Source organism: Pseudomonas sp. LBUM1658 (assembly GCF_059716055.1).
The window spans coordinates 5070698-5088183 of sequence record NZ_CP166798.1; the positions used below are offsets into that span (position 1 = coordinate 5070698).

Consider the following 17486-nt stretch of genomic DNA (forward strand, 5'->3'; position numbering starts at 1 on the left):
ACTCAGATCAGGATCAAAAGATCGCAGCCTGCGGCAGCTCCTACGCGGGAATTGCGTACACCTGCTCAGTCACAGGTGTACAGGGTCGGCGTAGGAGTTGCCGCAGGCTGCGATCTTTTCGGGGCTCAGCTCAATTCGATACGGTCGGCGTGAATCACGATCTGTCCGTTCTTGTAGAGCGCGCCAATGGCCTTCTTGAAGTTGCCCTTGCTGACGCCGAACAAACCGCTGATCACCGCCGGGTCGCTCTTGTCGCTGACCGGCAAGGTGCCGTTGTTTTCGCGCAACTTGCTGAGGATCTTCGAGTTCAGGCTGCTGGAAGCTTCTTCGCCAACCGGCTGCAGGCTGAGGCTGATCTTGCCATCGGCACGGATCTCCTTGATGAAGCCTTTTTCTTCCTTGCCGGCGCGCATGAACTTGAACACTTCGTTCTTGTGGATCAGGCCCCAGTGCTTGTTGTTGATGATCGCCTTGAAGCCCATGTCGGTCGCTTCGGCCACCAGCAAATCAACTTCCTGACCGACCTGATAGTTAGCCGTGGTCTTGTCCAGGTAGCGGTCCAGGCGCGCGGTGGCGGTGATGCGGCGGGTGTGCTTGTCGAGGTAGACATGCACCACGCAGTACTCGCCGGCTGTCATCTGGCGTTTTTCTTCGGAGTACGGCAGCAGCAGGTCTTTGGGCAGACCCCAATCGAGGAAAACCCCGATGCTGTTCACTTCAACGACTTTCAGACTGGCAAAATCGCCGACCTGAACTTTCGGCTTTTCAGTAGTTGCGATGAGTTTGTCATCGCTGTCCAGATAAATGAAAACGTTGAGCCAGTCTTCATCTTCACTGGGAATATCTTTGGGAATATAACGATTGGGCAAGAGGATTTCACCGTCCGCCCCACCGTCCAGATACAAACCAAAGTTAGTGTGTTTCACCACTTGCAAGCTGTTGTAGCGCCCGACTAAAGCCATTTCCAATACCCTCATTGCGTGGGCGGCATTCTACCCGAGTTTGCCGGTGCAGTTCTGCGGCCAGCCGGGTGGCCGATGAAAAACCTTTTGGAACCTTGACTTACGGGGCTTCGGGAACTCATTTTGGCCCGCTCGTCAGGCCAATCAAGGGGTTTTTTCACCTTCCAGGCTTTGCTCAGGACCGCTTACCGCGACCAAGGTTGTGATTTAAAACAGCGGCTTAGCTGTGTATTTCAAAGATTAACTTCTGAGTGACCCACCTGTGGGCCAGGTTATTTCAGGGAGATATTTACCAAGCAATTGTCAAGTATTTCCTGTACGATGCGTGGCCAAGTTAATTTTCTACAGGTTAATGGCCGCCATGCGTGTAAAAGCATCCAACAGCAAAGCAAAGCCAGCTCCAGCCGTTGAAACCAGCGAATCGATCAACAACCAGATTGCTGCGTTCCTCAAGTCTGGCGGCGAGATCCAGCAAATTGCCAAAGGCGTCAGCGGCCAGACTTTCGGCCCGTCCAAGCAGATCACCCTGGGCAAAAAGTAATACCTCGCGTCACCTGGTCCCTAAGCGCTTTGAGCTTCGAAGCGCTTGGACTGGAACCCTCTCGCAACACCCCCGCCAGCTGCTCAATCTCGCATAAACAGACGAACGGCCCTCTCCCCCGAGGATTCGCCGGTATGCTTGCACACGTCTAGATCGGGGGTTTCAGTAGGTTCTGCGGTTCCTGCTCCTCGCTTTCAACGGAGTGAAGCATGTTCAAACCCTCCCTTTTGCTGGCCGGCACCCTGCTGGCTTGTTCTGTTGCCGACGCGCAAATCTTCCAGCGCGAACTGGGCGACTTCGATCTCAAACTCGGAACCACACCCAGCCGCAGCATGGCCGAGGGGCTGGTCAAACCTTCAAGCTCCGGCTCATTCCATGGTGGCCTGGACCTGAGTCACGACAGCGGCTGGTACGTCGGCCAATGGGCGCCGAGCATGGGCGTGAGCCCGTCGAGCAATCTGGAAGTCGACTCCTATATGGGCTTCAAACAGTCCTTCGACTCGACCCTTGGCTACGAGTTGGGGATGATTCACTACAGCTACCCGAAGTTGAGTCTGCTCGACAGCCAGGAACTGTATGGCGGCCTGACCTTCCTCGGCAGCCGCTTCGGCGCAGCCTTCAGCAGCGATCCGGATAAAAGCAACAGCACCCTGTTCGCCGACCTCGGCGGCACCCAACCCTTCGGGATCGGGATCAGCGTCAAATACACCGCCCACCAACTCGGCTCAGCGGTATCCATCGCTGACGGCGGCTATGTCAGCAGCTTCAATGACTGGTCGGTAAAATTTTCCCGACCGTGGATGGGCATCGACCTGAACCTGATCTACAGCGATTCAAACCTCAGCGGCGGCGACTGTGCAGCCTACTCCGGGCATAACACGGAATGCGACGCCCTGCTGACGTTCAAGGCCGTACGCTCGTTCTATTGAATCGATGAACTGCCGGGTCCATTCTGGGATCAGATGCAGGACTACGCATTCGCAAGGATTCGCCCATGGCGCGCCGGTTGAAATACTTCAGTTTGCTGCTGATATTGAGCCTCGTGCTGTCCGGCTGTACTCGCGTAGGCCTGGCCTACCGCAACCTCGACCTGATCATCCCGTGGACGCTCAACGACTACCTGGTGATGAACAGCGAGCAAAAAAGCTGGTTCGACGAGCAGCTCAAGGAACACCTTAAATGGCACTGCAGCACACAACTGCCGGGGTACCTTGACTGGCTGGACCGCCTGCAATCGATGGTCGAGAGCAATCAGGTCACCGACGCCGGCCTGCAAAGCCTGGCAGTGGACGCCAGGCAGGCGATTGCCCAAACCGCCCGGGAAATCACCCCATCAGCCATCGAACTGCTTCGCGGCCTGGATGATCAACAAGTCAGGGAAATGAACGAGGCGTTCGCCAAAGACCGACAAAAGCGCCTGGAGGCCTACCTCCAACCCTCCCTGGAACAGCAGATAACACAACGCAGCGCACGGATGACTAAACGTCTGACTACCTGGCTAGGCCCGCTCAATGCCGGCCAGCAACAACGGGTGGTGGCCTGGTCGACCTCGCTAGGCCCACAGAACCGGCAATGGATCGACAACCGCGCCCATTGGCAGAAGCAATTCAGTGCCGCCGTGGAACAGCGTCAGAGCAGCGAATTCCCACAACGGATCGAGCAACTGCTGGTCAATCGCGAGAGCTTGTGGACTCCTGCCTATCGCCAGGCCTTCAGCCAGACCGAAGTTGCGGCCCGCAACCTGTTCGTTGACGTGATGGCTCAAAGCACACCGGCTCAACGCCAGCATTTAGTGAAGAAAATCGAGGGAGTGCGCAGTGATTTTAATGCATTGAAGTGTTTGAAAGCGGCGCAGCAGGGGTGAGGCGCTGGTGCTCATTGGATTGTTCGCCAGGCTCAACCCCCCCTCGGCCAATCACGCAATCTGCGCCCTGGAAGCCACTTCATCAAAGATCATCGGGTCCAGCGCATCCTGCTGCTCATCCAGCACCTGGCGCGGGTGATCATTGCCCGGAATACTGCTGTCGATCAGGCTCAGCAAACTGGAACCCCTTAACGTCAGCACAAAGTTCTCGCCATTTCCGCCCTCATCTTCCGGCCGGGGCTCGATAAAACCGCGATCCAGCAGAAGTTTTTCATACTCCGTGGCCGTGACCTTCAGTTCATCCAGATTGCCTACAGGCGCACCATTGGCCGCCTTCTCCTCCGCGTACTGCTCAGCGTAAGGCCGAGGGGTAAAGCTGTGCCCGGCACTGTTCTGTACTTCGTGGAGCAATCGTTCGATCAGCTCCCAGTTATAAGTCGTCATCCTGATTCAACCTCCAAGCATAAGAGATAGATGCCTTTCACAGGTTGTGACCGGTGACACGTTCAGCCGTTCAGCCGAGGTTCTGCGCTATTGCGTATCCAGCGAAAAAACCGCCGGGCGCCTTGTCGATTCAAGCCATGGCCAAACGACTAGGCTGTGTAAGCAGTCGCTTGGCAACGCGCTGCAATAGTCGCAGGAGGAAAGATCATGAACAGCTTGCAAGAGCACAAGGTCGTGTCCCGAGAACAATGGCTCGCGGCACGCAAAGAGCATTTGCTCCACGAAAAAGCCTTCACCCGGGAACGAGACAAACTCAGCGCCGAGCGCCGCGCCCTGCCCTGGGTGAAAATCGACAAGCCCTACCGCTTCCAGGGCCCGAACGGCGAGCTGTCGCTGGCCGACCTGTTTGGCGGGCGCAGCCAATTAGTCATCTATCACTTCATGTTCGGCGAAGGCTGGGACGAAGGCTGCCCCGGCTGCTCATTCCTGTCCGACCACATCGACGGTGCCAACCAGCACTTGGCTCACCATGACGTAGCCGTAGTAGCGGTTTCCCACGCACCATTCGCCGAATTCCAGGCCTTCAAAAAGCGCATGGGCTGGAAATTCGACTGGATCTCCTCCGCTGGCTGCGACTTCAACTACGATTTCGGCGTTTCAGCCAGGGCCGCCGACGTCGCTGCCGGCACTGCCACCTATAACTACGAAAAATCCGACGGCGCCGAAGAAGAATTACCCGGCCTGAGCGTGTTCTATCGCAACGAAGCCGGTGAGATATTCCACACCTACTCCACCTACGCCCGCGGCCTGGACCTGCTGGTGGGTACCTACAACTATCTGGACCTGACGCCCAAAGGACGCAACGAAACCGAGATCATGGATTGGGTTCGTCATCATGATCTTTATGAAGACCCACCTATGGACAAGGGGGCGTCCAGCTGTTGTTCCGAGTGAGACTGATGGGCTCTGTATTCGCCAGCTCAATCGCCTTCGCGGGCAATCGGAACGCCGCCCGGCCGCGCCCACAAGATCTGCGCTGAATCTGTGGTAGCGGGCAAGCCCCAATGCCAGTCAGTTAAAGGATTTTGAGGCGAACATTGCACCTGTGGCGAGGGAGTGGCCGCCGCGTCTTCGACGCTGCGCTGTCGCGCAGCAAACAGGCGTCCGACCTAAAATTGAAGTGAGCGATCGCTTCCGACGTGCGCCCGGGTTCGAAACTTGTCGGCGCAAATATGAATATGTATCATTTAGTTTCAAATTAAGGGCGCAAGGAGTGCATTACCCAATAAAAATAAGGTCAAGGCAATGCTTAAAATGCTACTCGTCTACGGTCATCTGCTCGCCACGTGTATTGCCCTGGGCAGGGTTTTACAGGCCGATCACAAGCTTTGGAGTTGGCGCAAGGAAGCGCTGGATCAAGTGCAACGTGAGTATCTCGAGGAAACCCAGAAAATCGTCACCCTCGCTCTGCTGGCCCTTTGGGGAAGTGGTTTGCTGTTGGTGCTCCAGGGTTACCTCGATGACGGGGCCGCTTACCTGCTCAATCAGAAGCTCTGGGCCAAGGTGACCATTGTCGCGCTGCTTAGCCTGAACGGCGCGTTGTTGCATCGAGTCGGTTTCCCACTGCTGCAAAAGGCTCCTTTTATCCTGTTGCACAGTTCTGCCCGCACCCGCCTTGCTCTCTTGGGTGCGCTCTCCATGAGCGGCTGGCTATTCGCCGCTTTCCTGGGCGTGGCTCGAGCGTGGAATCATGTGTTGCCGTATCACTATGTGATGGGTGCATTCGTTGCGTTCTCGTTGCTGGCTTGTGTCGTGGCATTTGCAGTTGCCAGTACGGCGGGCGCTGGAAGCAAGGAAGAACCCTCGGTATCGGGTTAGTTGTCGCCTGCTCGAGTCCGTCAGTGAAAAAGGAAAAAGAAGAAAAAGAGAAAAAGGGGACACCCATTTCCCCTTTTCCCTCTCTTGGCGCTTTATTGGTTTTCAGGTGCTTCCAGGCCCGGTTCTGAACTTTTACCCACACTCAGCCCTCAACCCAGTAACTGCGTCGTCCTGAATCACGAGGCCTGCCCCATGAAAACCCTGCTGAAGATGACCCTCGCCGCCATTTTGATCTGCGCCCTGCCCGCCTGGGCCTGTACCCCGGAAGAAGCCCTGGCCAAACGTGAGCAACTGGCCAAGGAGGTGGCCAAGATCACCGAGCAGAACCCGGCTAAAGCCAAAGAGATCAACGATGAGTTGCAGAAGATGGATCTGGGGACCGCGAGTAAAGACTTGCCGGACAAATGTCAGTTGATCGACAAGCGCCTGGAAGAGCTGAAAACCGCCGAGGTCAAGGCAGACAGCTGATCAAGCGAAAGATCAAAAGATCAAAAGATCAAAAGATCAAAAGATCAAAAGATCAAAAGATCGCAGCCTGCGGCAGCTCCTACAGGGGCGGTGCACCTTCGCAAGGTTGGGGTTGTATACGATTTTCCGATCATAAAAAAACCGGACAATGTCCGGTTTTTTTATGAATCAGTGCAGCGTTATTCAGCGGCCGGTGCTTCTGGCTTGCGGCGCTTGAGCGGTGCCATGCCGTCCTTGCTGACCAGCGACAGGGCGTCGGTCTTCGGCCGGTTGGTGATCCTGCGCTTGGTCGGTGCCTTGGCGCCGGTTTTCTTCTTCTCGCCCTTGGCGTCGACCTTTTTCTTCTTCACGCCGACGGCTTTGCCCGAAGCCTTGACCTTTTTCGGTCCGCCGTAGGTGCCTTTGACTTCCTTGATGGTGCGGCGCTCGAAGGTCTGCTTCAAGTAGCGCTCCACGCTCGACATCAGGTTCCAGTCGCCGTGGCAGATCAGCGAGATGGCCAGGCCATCGTTGCCGGCGCGACCGGTACGGCCGATACGGTGAACGTATTCGTCGCCGCTGCGCGGCATGTCGAAGTTGATCACCATGTCCAGACCGTCGACGTCCAGGCCGCGAGCGGCAACGTCGGTAGCCACCAGGATCTTCACGCCGCCCTGCTTCAGACGGTCGATCGCCAGTTTGCGGTCTTTCTGGTCCTTGTCGCCGTGCAGCACGAAGGCTTTGTATTCCATTGCCACCAGACGCCCGTAGATACGGTCAGCCATGGCCCGGGTGTTGGTGAAGATGATCGCCTTTTGATAGGTCTCGTTGGCCAGCAGCCAATTGACGATCTGCTCTTTATGCTGGTTGTGGTCAGCGGTGATGATCTGCTGACGAGTGGTGGCGTTCAGATCGCTGACGTTGTTGAGTTGCAGGTGCTCCGGGTTATTCAGCACCTTGGCAACCATCTCGCGCAGGTTCGAACCGCCGGTGGTGGCCGAGAACAGCATGGTCTGCTGACGGTTGGTGCACTCTTCCACCAGACGCTGGACGTCTTCGGCAAAGCCCATGTCGAGCATGCGGTCGGCTTCGTCGAGGACCAGCACTTCAACTTCTTTCAAGTCGAGGTTGCCGGCGTTCAGTTGCTCGATCATCCGGCCCGGCGTACCGATCAGGATGTCCGGCACCTTGCGCAGCATGGCGGCCTGGACCTTGAAGTCTTCACCGCCGGTGATCAGACCGGACTTGATGAACGTGAACTGGGCGAAGCGCTCGACTTCCTTGATGGTCTGCTGGGCCAACTCGCGGGTCGGCAGCAGGATCAGGGTCTTGATGCTGACACGGACTTTCGCCGGACCGATCAAACGGTTAAGGATAGGCAAAACGAAGGCTGCGGTTTTGCCGCTACCGGTTTGAGCTGTCACCCGCAGGTCACGCCCTTGGAGCGCGAGCGGGATAGCCGCTGCCTGCACCGGCGTAGGCTCGACAAATTTAAGCTCGGCCACGGCTTTGAGCAGGCGTTCGTGCAGGGCGAATTGGGAAAACACGGGTGCTACCTCGAAGAAATACAAAAAAACAGCTGCATAGGGTAACGGTTTCGAGCGCCAAGGCCGAGTTTCTTTGTACAAACGGCAGCAAACAGATGCTTTTTTGTTAACTATTTTGTCCCTGAACCCAACTTCGCTGGGCTTAAATGCTCTAATCGACCGGTCTCGTCCCGCAGAAGATCGTTTTAGTCCATGGATATCAAACAGCTCTGGCTCAATGCCCAAGACCTTTGGGGCGCCCTCGATCAGCATCCGCTGCTGCATTCCAGCCTGGCGCTGGCGTTGTTGCTGGTGGTCGCGCTGGTCCTCGGACGAGTGGCACGCTACCTCATTCTGCATGCGGTCAAACTGCTCGGCCGGCAACCGGCATTGCATTGGATCAACGATCTACGCCACAACAAAGTCTTTCACCGTCTGGCGCAGATGACCCCGTCGTTGCTGATCCAGTTCGGCCTGCACCTGGTGCCGGAACTGAGCAAGACCAGCCTGGTGTTCCTCGGCAATGTCGCGCTGGCGTTCAGCATCCTGTTCCTGGTGCTGGCCCTGAGCGCCCTGCTCAATGCCTTGCTGGATATCTACGCGCGCACCGAACACGCCCGCACCCGCTCGATCAAGGGCTATGTGCAACTGGCGAAGATGGTGCTGTATATATTCGGCGCGATCATCATAGTCGCGACGCTGATCGACCGTTCGCCGCTGTTGCTGCTGTCGGGCCTGGGCGCCATGTCGGCGGTAATTCTGTTGGTCTACAAGGACACCTTGCTGTCGTTCGTCGCCAGCGTGCAACTGACCAGCAACGACATGCTGCGGGTCGGGGACTGGATCGAAATGCCGCAAGTCGGCGCCGATGGCGATGTGGTGGACATCACCCTGCACACGGTCAAGGTGCAGAATTTCGATAAGACAATTGTCTCGATCCCGACCTGGCGCTTGATGTCCGAGTCGTTCAAGAACTGGCGCGGCATGCAGCAGTCCGGCGGTCGGCGGATCAAGCGCAGCCTGTATATCGACGCCAGTGGCGTGCGCTTTCTGCGGGATGAGGAAGAACAGAAACTGACCCAGATCCACTTGCTGACCGACTACATCGGCCGCAAACAGGCCGAACTGAAAAGCTGGAACGAAGCCCAGGGAAACGTCGCGGCGATGTCCGCCAACCGTCGGCGCATGACCAACCTGGGGACCTTCCGCGCCTATGCCCTGGCTTACCTCAAGAGCCAACCGGAGATTCAACCCAACATGACCTGCATGGTCCGCCAACTCCAGACCACAGCCCAGGGTGTGCCGCTGGAAATCTACTGCTTCACCCGCACCACCGTCTGGGCCGATTACGAGCGGATCCAGGGCGATATCTTCGATTACCTGCTGGCAGTGCTGCCGGAGTTTGGCTTGAGTCTGTATCAGCAGCCGAGCGGCAACGATCTACGCGCCGGGATGTTGCCGGCGGTATTGGGGACAAGCTTTATCCCAGAAAGCGAAAAACGCTCGATGTAAGGCAAGCGCCACCAGCCCTGTGGGAGCCGGGCTTGCCCGCGATGAACGATAACGCGCGGGACCTGAAAGACCGCATCGCCTGCATCGCGAGCAAGCCCGCTCCCACAAGAACACCGCCAGCCCTGTGGGAGCGTGGCTTGCCCGCGATTAGATCTGGTACGCGACACACATCAAGGGGGTGTAGAAGGTCTGAGCCGCCCTGCTTAATCTGGCTGAAAACTAACGCTTCTGAATATCCATTTTGTAACCTGCCCCGGGGATTCCTTCGTGTAACGCCGATTGGATTTTTTCGTACAAACCATTGGCCTCGGCGGTGGTTATCGAACGCGAACAATCACGCAGCACCACCCGTAAAAGCACGTTTTCCTGCCCAGGGAGAAGCCCCAGACGCTCAATTGCCTGAAGAGGCAGCTGCCCCACGGACCAGCGTCCCTTGATCTGCATCTCCTCGATCCAGTCCGAACATTCTCCTGCCGCCTGCAACATCTTTTCAGTCAACACTTCTTCGCTTTGCCCTGGCGTTACCGCCAAGGATATATCCCGAGTAATTGAAGGTAACCGCGATACAGCCTTCCACGGTTTCAAGTCGTTCATCTGCGCTTGTACTCGCGCATTGGAGTCACGAAGCAAGCGAATATCCGGAATGCCTTTACGCAGCATGGTCAAACGATCCAACCCCATGCCCAGGGCCAGTCCACCATGGCGCAACGGATCAATCTGCAATCGTTTCAATAACGAAGAAGCTATGCATCCGCATTCCAGCACCTCAACCGGCAGGCCATCGTTCAGAAGATTTACCTCGATTCCACCCTCGGTGTAGTGATGCGGGCTGTCGCTATAGACCCAAGGCTTGTCAGGAACGGCCAACTGGAGGATATCGCCGACCAGGCGCAACAGATGTTCACGCGCCGAAAGATCAGGATCGCCCAACACCCAGATATCCATTTGATGGGGTTCAGCGCAATGCCATCGATCACGACTGTCACGGCGAAAGGTAATACCGGGCGCCGCCAAAAGGATTGTTTCGCCCGGCTGTCGTCTTTGCGCCGCACGCTGGAGCGCAGCCGGGATTTGACTGGTGGTCTGCGTACGAAGCAAGGAGTGATCATCGATCCATCGTGTGTGTTCGCTCCCAAGCGTGATTTCAGCAGGGTCATACCCGAGCAAACCGTAGTTCTCCTGCGCGGAAACAATCCGTGGCCCTGTCTGCACTTCGGCGCGGGGCCAGCCTTTTTCAGCAAGACCCTCGAGGATTTCATTCAGCAATAGCCGGATGGCATGTTCGGGGGATGTTGGCGCAGTAAGATCAACCAGTGAAAGTGCCTGTTGAATGGAAACATCTGTCAGATATTTCTTCGAAGAGTGCATTCGCAATATTCCCTCTGCAATTGGCAGCGACAGCTCAACCACGACCTGCACACCAAAAATCGAAAGGACAAAACTACCTACAGACGCCACCCCCTACAACCGACCACAACTAGAAAATCAAAGTTACAGAGCGATACTACGGACGCAACTTACACAAATAACTCTAAGTTCTGAAAGAACTAGCAGAAGCTATAAAAAAAGCTAAGGCGCTGTACCTGATACACCGCATCGCCTGCATCGCGAGCAGGCTCGCTCCCACAAGGACACCGCAGGACCTGTGGGAGCCGGGCTTGCCCGCGAAGAACGATAATGCGGTGTGCCTGAAGAACCGCATCAACTTCATTCGCGAGCAAGCCCGCTCCCACAAGAGCGCCGCCAGCTCACAGATAGAGAATTAGCGGACTACCACTGCTTGTCTGATACCCAACCGACTTATCCACACCGCGCCCAATATCACCAGCCCGCCAAAAAACAACCGCCCCAATTCCTCATGCTGATTCCAGATCAGCAAATTGATCAATAGCCCAACCGGCACATGCAGGTTATTCATCACGGCCAGCGTGCCGCCATTGACCAGGCACGCGCCTTTGTTCCACCAGTACAAGCCCAAAGCCGTCGACACCAGGCCGAGGAAGACCAGCACGCCCCATTGCAGCGGCGCTTCGGGCAGGAAGTCGCTTTTGCCGAACAGCAGAAACGCTGGCAACGCCACTGCCAATGCCCCCAGATAGAAGTAACCGAAGCGCCGGTAATGCGGCAGATCGCTTGGGTAACGCGCCACTAGATGCTTATAAAGCACCTGCCCTGCGGCGTAGGTGAAGTTGGCCAGTTGCAGCAACAGGAAGCCCATGAGGAAGTCCGGGTTGATCCGGTCGTAGCGAATCACCGCGGCCCCGGCCACTGCCACCAGGGCGGCGATCAGTGCCCAATGGTTGAAGCGACGGTTCAGCGCGTCTTCGATCAGCGTCACGTGCAGTGGCGTGAGGATGGTGAACAGCAACACTTCCGGCACCGTCAGCACGCGAAAGCTCAGGTACAGGCAGACGTAGGTTACGCCGAACTGCAAGGCGCCGATCAGCAGCATCCCGCGCATGAACGCCGGCTCGACCTGGCGCCAGCGAGTCAGGGGAATGAACACCAGCCCGGCCAGCAGCACCCGTACCAACACCGCGAAGTAGCTGTCGACATGGCCGGCCAGGTATTCGCCGATCAGGCTGAAGGAAAACGCCTGAATCAGCGTGACAAAAAGTAGATAACCCATACGCGCCTCGTTCCGAATGGCGGCGACGATAGCGGTTTTGCCGCACACAGTGAAGGCTATGAAAGAACAGGCAAAAAAAAGCCCGATCTCGCAATGCGTTCGATCAGGCAGGAGCACTCAGGAGCAACAAGTGCAAAGGGAGGTTCGATGCGCGAACCGGCTTGAAGAGATGCGCCAGGTCACTAAAACATCTGGCGATTACCTGACGATTAACGCCTCAGGCAACCCGGGCCAGTTTGGCGTTGGCCTGGTTCAGGCCTTTTTCATGGAAGTCGCCGCCCAGGTTCATGCCTTCGGCGTGAATGAACTCGACGTCGTGGATGCCGATGAACGCCATGACCTGACGCAGGTAGGGTTCCTGGTGATCGGCAGCGCTGCCGGCATAGATGCCGCCGCGAGCGGTCAGGACATAGGCACGCTTGCCGGTAAGCAGGCCCTGGGGTCCGGTCTCGGTGTACTTGAAGGTCACCCCGGCACGCAGCACATGGTCCAGCCAGGCTTTCAGGGTGCTCGGGATAGCGAAGTTATACATGGGCGCAGCCATCACCAGCACGTCGGCCGCCAGCAGCTCATCGGTCAACTGATTGGAGCGCTCAAGGGAGGCGTGTTCGATTTCATTGCGCTGATCGGCAGGCTTCATCCAGCCGCCCAGCAGGTTGGCGTCCAGGTGCGGGACCGGGTTGAGGGCCAGGTCACGAACGGTGATCTGGTCAGCCGGGTGCGTGGCTTTCCACTGGCTGATGAAGGTTTGGGTCAGTTGGCGTGAAACCGAATCTTGCTGGCGGGCGCTGCTTTCGATGATCAGAACGCGGGACATGGGATGTAGCCTCCATCGGTGAATGCTGTAAGACGATGGAGTGGAGATTAAACAGTGTCATATCGATGAAAAAGCGCAAATAACTGCTATAACCCATCTATAAATTCGTTTATAAGCGGAGCATACCCGGCAGGCCTGCTCCACTTTGGGTTATTTGGGTTTGCAGGTGACGGTGATGTACAGCTTGATGATTTTGCGGTTGAACTTGGCCGAAAGGTCGGTGCTTTTACCCGCAGCCAGGCTCACCCGACGGGTCTTGGGAGATTCCGGGCCATTGCGAAAGATCACCGAGCATTCAGCCGCGGTGTCGCCGTAGTTGTTGAGGGTAATGGCGCCCAGGTCGTAGTCGGTGGCGTAGGTGGTGTAGTCGATCTTCATCCCGCCGAGGTCTTTTTGCACATCGATCGGGTAGGCAAACGCAGTCAACGGCAACATCGCCAGCAACACGCAACAGATTTTTCTCATTCGGCAGTCTCCAATAAGGACCGCCAGCTTAGGACAAGAGGAGCCCATCTTGAAAGCGCCCCGCGTTACCCTTGATCAATGGCGAACATTGCAAGCCGTGGTCGACCACGGTGGGTTCGCCCAGGCGGCCGAAGCGCTGCACCGCTCACAATCCTCCGTCAGTTATACCGTGGCGCGCATGCAGGACCAGCTCGGCGTGCCGCTATTGCGCATCGACGGTCGCAAAGCTGTGCTGACCGAAGCCGGTGGCGTGTTGCTGCGTCGCTCGCGGCAGCTGGTCAAACAGGCCAGCCAGCTCGAAGACCTGGCGCATCATATGGAGCAAGGCTGGGAGGCCGAAGTGCGGCTGGTGGTCGATGCCGCTTATCCAAGTGCCCGTCTGGTGCGTGCCCTGACTGCGTTCATGCCGCAAAGCCGGGGCTGTCGCGTGCGCTTGCGCGAAGAAGTGCTGTCCGGGGTCGAAGAAGTGTTGCTCGAAGGGGTTGCCGACCTGGCCATCAGTGGCTTCAGCATTCCCGGTTACCTGGGCGCGGAATTGAGCGACGTCGAGTTCGTCGCCGTCGCCCACCCCGAACACGCCTTGCACCGCCTGAACCGCGAACTGAACTTCCAGGATCTGGAAAGCCAGCTGCAAGTGGTCATTCGCGACTCCGGCCGCCAGCAACCGCGGGACGTCGGCTGGCTCGGCGCCGAACAACGCTGGACCGTCGGCAGCCTGGCCACCGCCGCGACCTTCGTCGGCAGCGGCCTGGGTTTTGCCTGGTTGCCACGGCACATGATCGAACGCGAACTCAAGGAAGGCTTGCTCAAGCTGCTACCGTTGGACCAGGGCGGCAGTCGTCACCCGTCGTTCTTTCTGTATTCGAACAAGGACAAACCACTGGGCCCGGCCACGCAGATTCTCATCGAACTGTTGCGCACCTTTGACACCGCGCCGCTGGATGCCCCCTTCGCCGCCCCACAGCAAGCCTGAATCCCGCTAAACCGAACAAGGAGTTGCGCTATGGCCTATTTCGAACATGAAGGTTGCACCCTGCACTACGAAGAGTATGGCCACGGTGAACCCGTGCTGCTGCTTCACGGGCTGGGCTCCAGTTCTCTGGATTGGGAGTATCAGATCCCCGAGCTGGCAGCCCGCTACCGGGTGATAGTCCCGGATGCGCGAGGCCATGGCCGTTCCGACAAACCCCGTGAGCGCTACAGCATTGCCGGTTTCAGCGCCGACCTGATCGCGCTGATCGAGTACCTGAACCTGGGGCCAGCCCATGTGGTCGGGCTGTCCATGGGCGGCATGATCGGCTTTCAACTGGCAGTGGATCAGCCGCAACTGCTCAAAAGCCTGTGCATCGTCAACAGCGGACCCCAGGTCAAACTGCGGACACCGGATGAGTATTGGCAATGGTTCAAACGCTGGAGCCTGATGCAACTCTTCAGTATGAGCGCGATCGGCGCGGCACTGGGCGCCAAGCTTTTCCCCGAACCGCAGCAAGCCGAGCTGCGCAGTAAAATTGCCCAGCGCTGGGCAAAAAACGACAAACGTGCTTATCTCGCCAGCTTCGATGCCATCGTCGGTTGGGGCGTGCAGGAACGACTTTCCCGTGTCACCTGTCCAACCCTGATCGTCAGCGCCGACCGTGACTACACACCGGTCGCGGTCAAAGAAGCCTATATAAAGCTGCTGCCCAATGCGCGGCTGGCGGTGATCGCCAATTCCCGCCACGCTACGCCGCTGGACCAACCGCAAGCCTTCAACCAAACCCTGCTTGAGTTTCTTACCGCAGTCGACACCACTAAATCAGGAACACTGACCCATGTTTAAAAAAATCGCCCTCGTCGCCGGCTCCGTCCTGTTCGCCGCTAACCTGATGGCCGCTACACCGGCCAAGGCGCCGCATGTGTTGCTGGACACCACCAACGGCCAGATCGAAATCGAACTGGACCCGGTCAAGGCGCCGATCAGTACCAAGAACTTCCTTGAGTACGTCGACAGCGGCTTCTACACCAACACCATTTTCCACCGGGTGATTCCGGGCTTCATGGTCCAGGGCGGCGGTTTCACCACGCAAATGCAGCAAAAAGACACTAAGGCGCCGATCAAGAACGAAGCCAGCAACGGCTTGCATAACGTCCGTGGCACGCTGTCGATGGCGCGCACCTCGAATCCGGATTCGGCCACCAGCCAGTTCTTTATCAACGTCGCCGACAACGCCTTCCTCGATCCGGGTCGTGATGCCGGTTACGCGGTATTCGCCAAAGTGGTCAAAGGCATGGATGTGGTAGACATCATCGTCAACTCCCAGACCACCACCAAAGGCGGCATGCAGAATGTGCCAGTCGACCCGGTGCTGATAAAGTCGGCCAAGCGCATCGACTGAGGTGTGAAGGGAGTTACGAGCGACTGAAGTCGCTCACATTTGATAAGGAGAGCCCGCCCTGCGGGCGTCGAACCAATGCTCTATCGTCGTTTTGAACAACTGATTGATATCTTCCGCGACGCACCGACGGCGGCTCCGCCGAGTCGGGTTCTCCCCTTCTACCTGTATTACCTGCGGCAAGTCTGGCCGAGTTTTGCCGCGCTGCTGGTGGTCGGCCTGGTCGGTGCGCTGATCGAGGTCGCGCTGTTCAGCTACCTGAGCCGGATCATCGATCTGACCCAGGGCACGCCGAATGTCGATTTCTTCAAGATTCACGGCACCGAGCTGATCTGGATGACGGTGGTCGCGCTGGTGCTGCGCCCGATCTTCGTCGGCCTGCATGACCTGCTGGTGCACCAGACCATCAGCCCGGGCATGACCAGCATGATTCGCTGGCAGAACCACAGTTACGTACTCAAACAAAGCCTGAACTTCTTTCAGAACGATTTCGCCGGGCGCATCGCCCAGCGCATCATGCAGACTGGCAACTCCCTGCGTGACTCCGCCGTACAAGCAGTGGATGCGTTATGGCATGTGCTGATCTATGCCATCAGCTCCCTGGTACTGTTTGCCGAGGCCGACTGGCGGCTGATGATTCCGCTGCTGACCTGGATCACCTGCTACATCGGCGCCCTGTGCTACTTCGTGCCACGGGTCAAAGAGCGCTCGGTGGTGTCCTCCGACGCCCGCTCGAAACTGATGGGGCGGATCGTCGATGGCTACACCAATATCACCACCCTCAAGTTGTTCGCCCACACCAACTTCGAACAGCAGTACGCCCGCGAGGCCATCGAAGAACAAACCCAGAAATCCCAGTTGGCCGGCCGCGTCGTCACCAGCATGGACGTGGTCATCACCAGCATGAACGGTCTGTTGATCGTCGGCACCACGGGCCTGGCCTTGTGGCTGTGGAGCCAGTCGCTGATTTCGGTCGGCGCCATCGCCCTGGCCACCGGCCTGGTGATCCGCATCGTTAACATGTCCGGCTGGATCATGTGGGTGGTCAACGGCATCTTCGAAAACATCGGCATGGTCCAGGACGGCCTGCAAACCATCGCCCAGCCAGTCAGCGTGACCGACCGCGACCAGGCAAAACCCTTGGCGGTGGGCCGCGGCGAAGTGCGGTTTGAACATGTCGACTTCCACTATGGGAAAAAAAGCGGAATCATCGGCGAGCTCAATCTGACCATCAAACCCGGGGAAAAAATCGGCCTGATCGGCCCGTCCGGTGCAGGTAAATCAACCCTGGTCAACCTGCTGCTGCGTCTGTATGACGTGCAAGGCGGACGGATCCTGATCGACGGTCAGAACATTGCCGAGGTCGCCCAGGAAAGCCTGCGCGAGCGGATCGGCATGATCACCCAGGACACCTCGCTGCTGCACCGTTCGATCCGCGACAACCTGCTTTACGGCAAACCCGATGCGACCGACGAAGAGCTCTGGGAAGCGGTGCGCAAGGCCCGGGCCGACGAGTTCATCCCGCACCTTTCCGATGCCCAGGGCCGCACCGGCTTCGACGCCCACGTTGGTGAGCGCGGGGTAAAACTCTCCGGCGGCCAACGGCAACGGATCGCGATTGCCCGGGTGCTGCTCAAGGACGCGCCGATCCTGATCATGGACGAAGCCACCTCGGCGCTCGACTCGGAAGTCGAAGCGGCGATCCAGGAAAGCCTGGAAACCCTGATGCAAGGCAAAACCGTGATCGCTATCGCTCACCGACTCTCGACCATCGCCCGCATGGACCGGCTGGTGGTCCTGGAAAAAGGCCGGATCGCCGAAACCGGCAGCCACGCCGAATTACTCGCCCATGGCGGGTTGTATGCAAGGTTGTGGCAGCACCAGACCGGTGGGTTTGTCGGGATTGATTGAGCGCCCAAGATCAAAAGATCGCAGCCTGCGGCAGCTCCTACAGGTGTTGCGTACACACGATAACTCAAGGCTGTACCGGGTCGGCGTAGGAGCTGCCGCAGGCTGCGATCTTTTGATC

18 protein-coding genes are annotated in these 17486 nt (G+C 57.8%); 11 read left to right on the top strand and 7 right to left on the bottom strand.

Features of this window, described 5'->3' with window-relative positions:
* Positions 1 to 125 precede the first annotated feature (125 nt).
* Positions 126 to 962 carry a CvfB family protein gene (locus ACA064_RS23270; RefSeq protein WP_497670229.1) on the bottom strand — a complete coding sequence of 279 codons (837 nt, stop codon included), beginning with the start codon at positions 960 to 962 and terminating at the stop codon, positions 126 to 128.
* A 352-nt stretch (positions 963 to 1314) separates the two neighbouring features.
* On the opposite strand from ACA064_RS23270, the gene ACA064_RS23275 reads away from it, so the two are divergent.
* The 3 genes from ACA064_RS23275 to ACA064_RS23285 all read left to right on the top strand — a co-directional run bounded on the left by ACA064_RS23275 (position 1315) and on the right by ACA064_RS23285 (position 3367).
* Positions 1315 to 1503: a PFL_1563 family small protein gene (locus ACA064_RS23275; protein WP_017337097.1), complete on the top strand. Its 189-nt coding sequence runs from the start codon at positions 1315 to 1317 to the stop codon at positions 1501 to 1503.
* Positions 1504 to 1712: 209 nt separating this feature from the next.
* Positions 1713 to 2432: a TorF family putative porin gene (locus ACA064_RS23280; RefSeq protein ID WP_497670230.1), complete on the top strand. Its 720-nt coding sequence runs from the start codon at positions 1713 to 1715 to the stop codon at positions 2430 to 2432.
* Positions 2433 to 2497: 65 nt separating this feature from the next.
* A complete protein-coding gene (locus tag ACA064_RS23285; protein ID WP_497670231.1) occupies positions 2498 to 3367 on the top strand; it encodes a DUF6279 family lipoprotein in 870 nt (289 codons plus the stop codon).
* 51 nt (positions 3368 to 3418) lie between these two features.
* Here ACA064_RS23285 and ACA064_RS23290 read toward each other — a convergent pair whose 3' ends face one another.
* Complete coding sequence (locus tag ACA064_RS23290) at positions 3419 to 3811, bottom strand: transcriptional regulator (protein ID WP_497670232.1); 393 nt, start codon at positions 3809 to 3811, stop codon at positions 3419 to 3421.
* Between the two features lie 207 nt (positions 3812 to 4018).
* Between ACA064_RS23290 and ACA064_RS23295 the strand changes: the two genes are divergently transcribed.
* The 3 genes from ACA064_RS23295 to ACA064_RS23305 all read left to right on the top strand — a co-directional run bounded on the left by ACA064_RS23295 (position 4019) and on the right by ACA064_RS23305 (position 6157).
* On the top strand, positions 4019 to 4765 hold the full coding sequence (locus ACA064_RS23295; protein WP_497670233.1) for a DUF899 domain-containing protein: 747 nt from the start codon (positions 4019 to 4021) through the stop codon (positions 4763 to 4765).
* A gap of 351 nt (positions 4766 to 5116) precedes the next feature.
* Entirely contained in the window at positions 5117 to 5689 is a 573-nt protein-coding gene (locus ACA064_RS23300) for a hypothetical protein (RefSeq protein WP_497670234.1), read from the top strand.
* Positions 5690 to 5881: 192 nt separating this feature from the next.
* Positions 5882 to 6157, top strand: coding sequence for a hypothetical protein (locus ACA064_RS23305; RefSeq protein WP_497670235.1), 276 nt, complete (start codon positions 5882 to 5884; stop codon positions 6155 to 6157).
* Between the two features lie 179 nt (positions 6158 to 6336).
* Here the strand turns inward: ACA064_RS23305 and ACA064_RS23310 are convergent, their stop codons facing one another.
* Entirely contained in the window at positions 6337 to 7683 is a 1347-nt protein-coding gene (locus ACA064_RS23310; RefSeq protein ID WP_497670236.1) for a DEAD/DEAH box helicase, read from the bottom strand.
* Positions 7684 to 7875: 192 nt separating this feature from the next.
* On the opposite strand from ACA064_RS23310, the gene ACA064_RS23315 reads away from it, so the two are divergent.
* Positions 7876 to 9174, top strand: a complete 1299-nt coding sequence (locus tag ACA064_RS23315; protein ID WP_497670237.1) for a mechanosensitive ion channel family protein — start codon at positions 7876 to 7878, stop codon at positions 9172 to 9174.
* A gap of 219 nt (positions 9175 to 9393) precedes the next feature.
* On the opposite strand, the gene srmL is transcribed toward ACA064_RS23315, so the two are convergent.
* The 4 genes from srmL to ACA064_RS23335 all read right to left on the bottom strand — a co-directional run bounded on the left by srmL (position 9394) and on the right by ACA064_RS23335 (position 13085).
* On the bottom strand, positions 9394 to 10542 hold the full coding sequence (gene srmL / locus ACA064_RS23320) for a PheS-related mystery ligase SrmL (protein WP_497674315.1): 1149 nt from the start codon (positions 10540 to 10542) through the stop codon (positions 9394 to 9396).
* A gap of 394 nt (positions 10543 to 10936) precedes the next feature.
* Complete coding sequence (locus ACA064_RS23325; protein WP_497670238.1) at positions 10937 to 11803, bottom strand: carboxylate/amino acid/amine transporter; 867 nt, start codon at positions 11801 to 11803, stop codon at positions 10937 to 10939.
* A 217-nt stretch (positions 11804 to 12020) separates the two neighbouring features.
* Positions 12021 to 12620 carry an FMN-dependent NADH-azoreductase gene (locus ACA064_RS23330; RefSeq protein ID WP_497670239.1) on the bottom strand — a complete coding sequence of 200 codons (600 nt, stop codon included), beginning with the start codon at positions 12618 to 12620 and terminating at the stop codon, positions 12021 to 12023.
* A gap of 150 nt (positions 12621 to 12770) precedes the next feature.
* Positions 12771 to 13085 carry a 3-phosphoglycerate kinase gene (locus ACA064_RS23335; protein ID WP_497670240.1) on the bottom strand — a complete coding sequence of 105 codons (315 nt, stop codon included), beginning with the start codon at positions 13083 to 13085 and terminating at the stop codon, positions 12771 to 12773.
* 49 nt (positions 13086 to 13134) lie between these two features.
* Here ACA064_RS23335 and ACA064_RS23340 point away from each other — a divergent pair, with 49 nt between their 5' ends.
* The 4 genes from ACA064_RS23340 (at position 13135) to ACA064_RS23355 (ending at position 17368) form a co-directional block, all read left to right on the top strand.
* The gene (locus ACA064_RS23340) at positions 13135 to 14058 is read left to right on the top strand and encodes a PA3225 family LysR-type transcriptional regulator (RefSeq protein ID WP_497670241.1); all 924 of its coding nucleotides are present in this window, start codon (positions 13135 to 13137) and stop codon (positions 14056 to 14058) included.
* 30 nt (positions 14059 to 14088) lie between these two features.
* Positions 14089 to 14904: an alpha/beta fold hydrolase gene (locus ACA064_RS23345; RefSeq protein WP_497670242.1), complete on the top strand. Its 816-nt coding sequence runs from the start codon at positions 14089 to 14091 to the stop codon at positions 14902 to 14904.
* Complete coding sequence (locus ACA064_RS23350) at positions 14897 to 15460, top strand: peptidylprolyl isomerase (RefSeq protein WP_497670243.1); 564 nt, start codon at positions 14897 to 14899, stop codon at positions 15458 to 15460. Before ACA064_RS23345 ends, ACA064_RS23350 begins: the two co-directional genes overlap by 8 nt.
* Positions 15461 to 15535: 75 nt before the next feature.
* Entirely contained in the window at positions 15536 to 17368 is a 1833-nt protein-coding gene (locus ACA064_RS23355) for an ABC transporter ATP-binding protein (RefSeq protein ID WP_497670244.1), read from the top strand.
* The last annotated feature ends 118 nt before the right edge of the window (positions 17369 to 17486 follow it).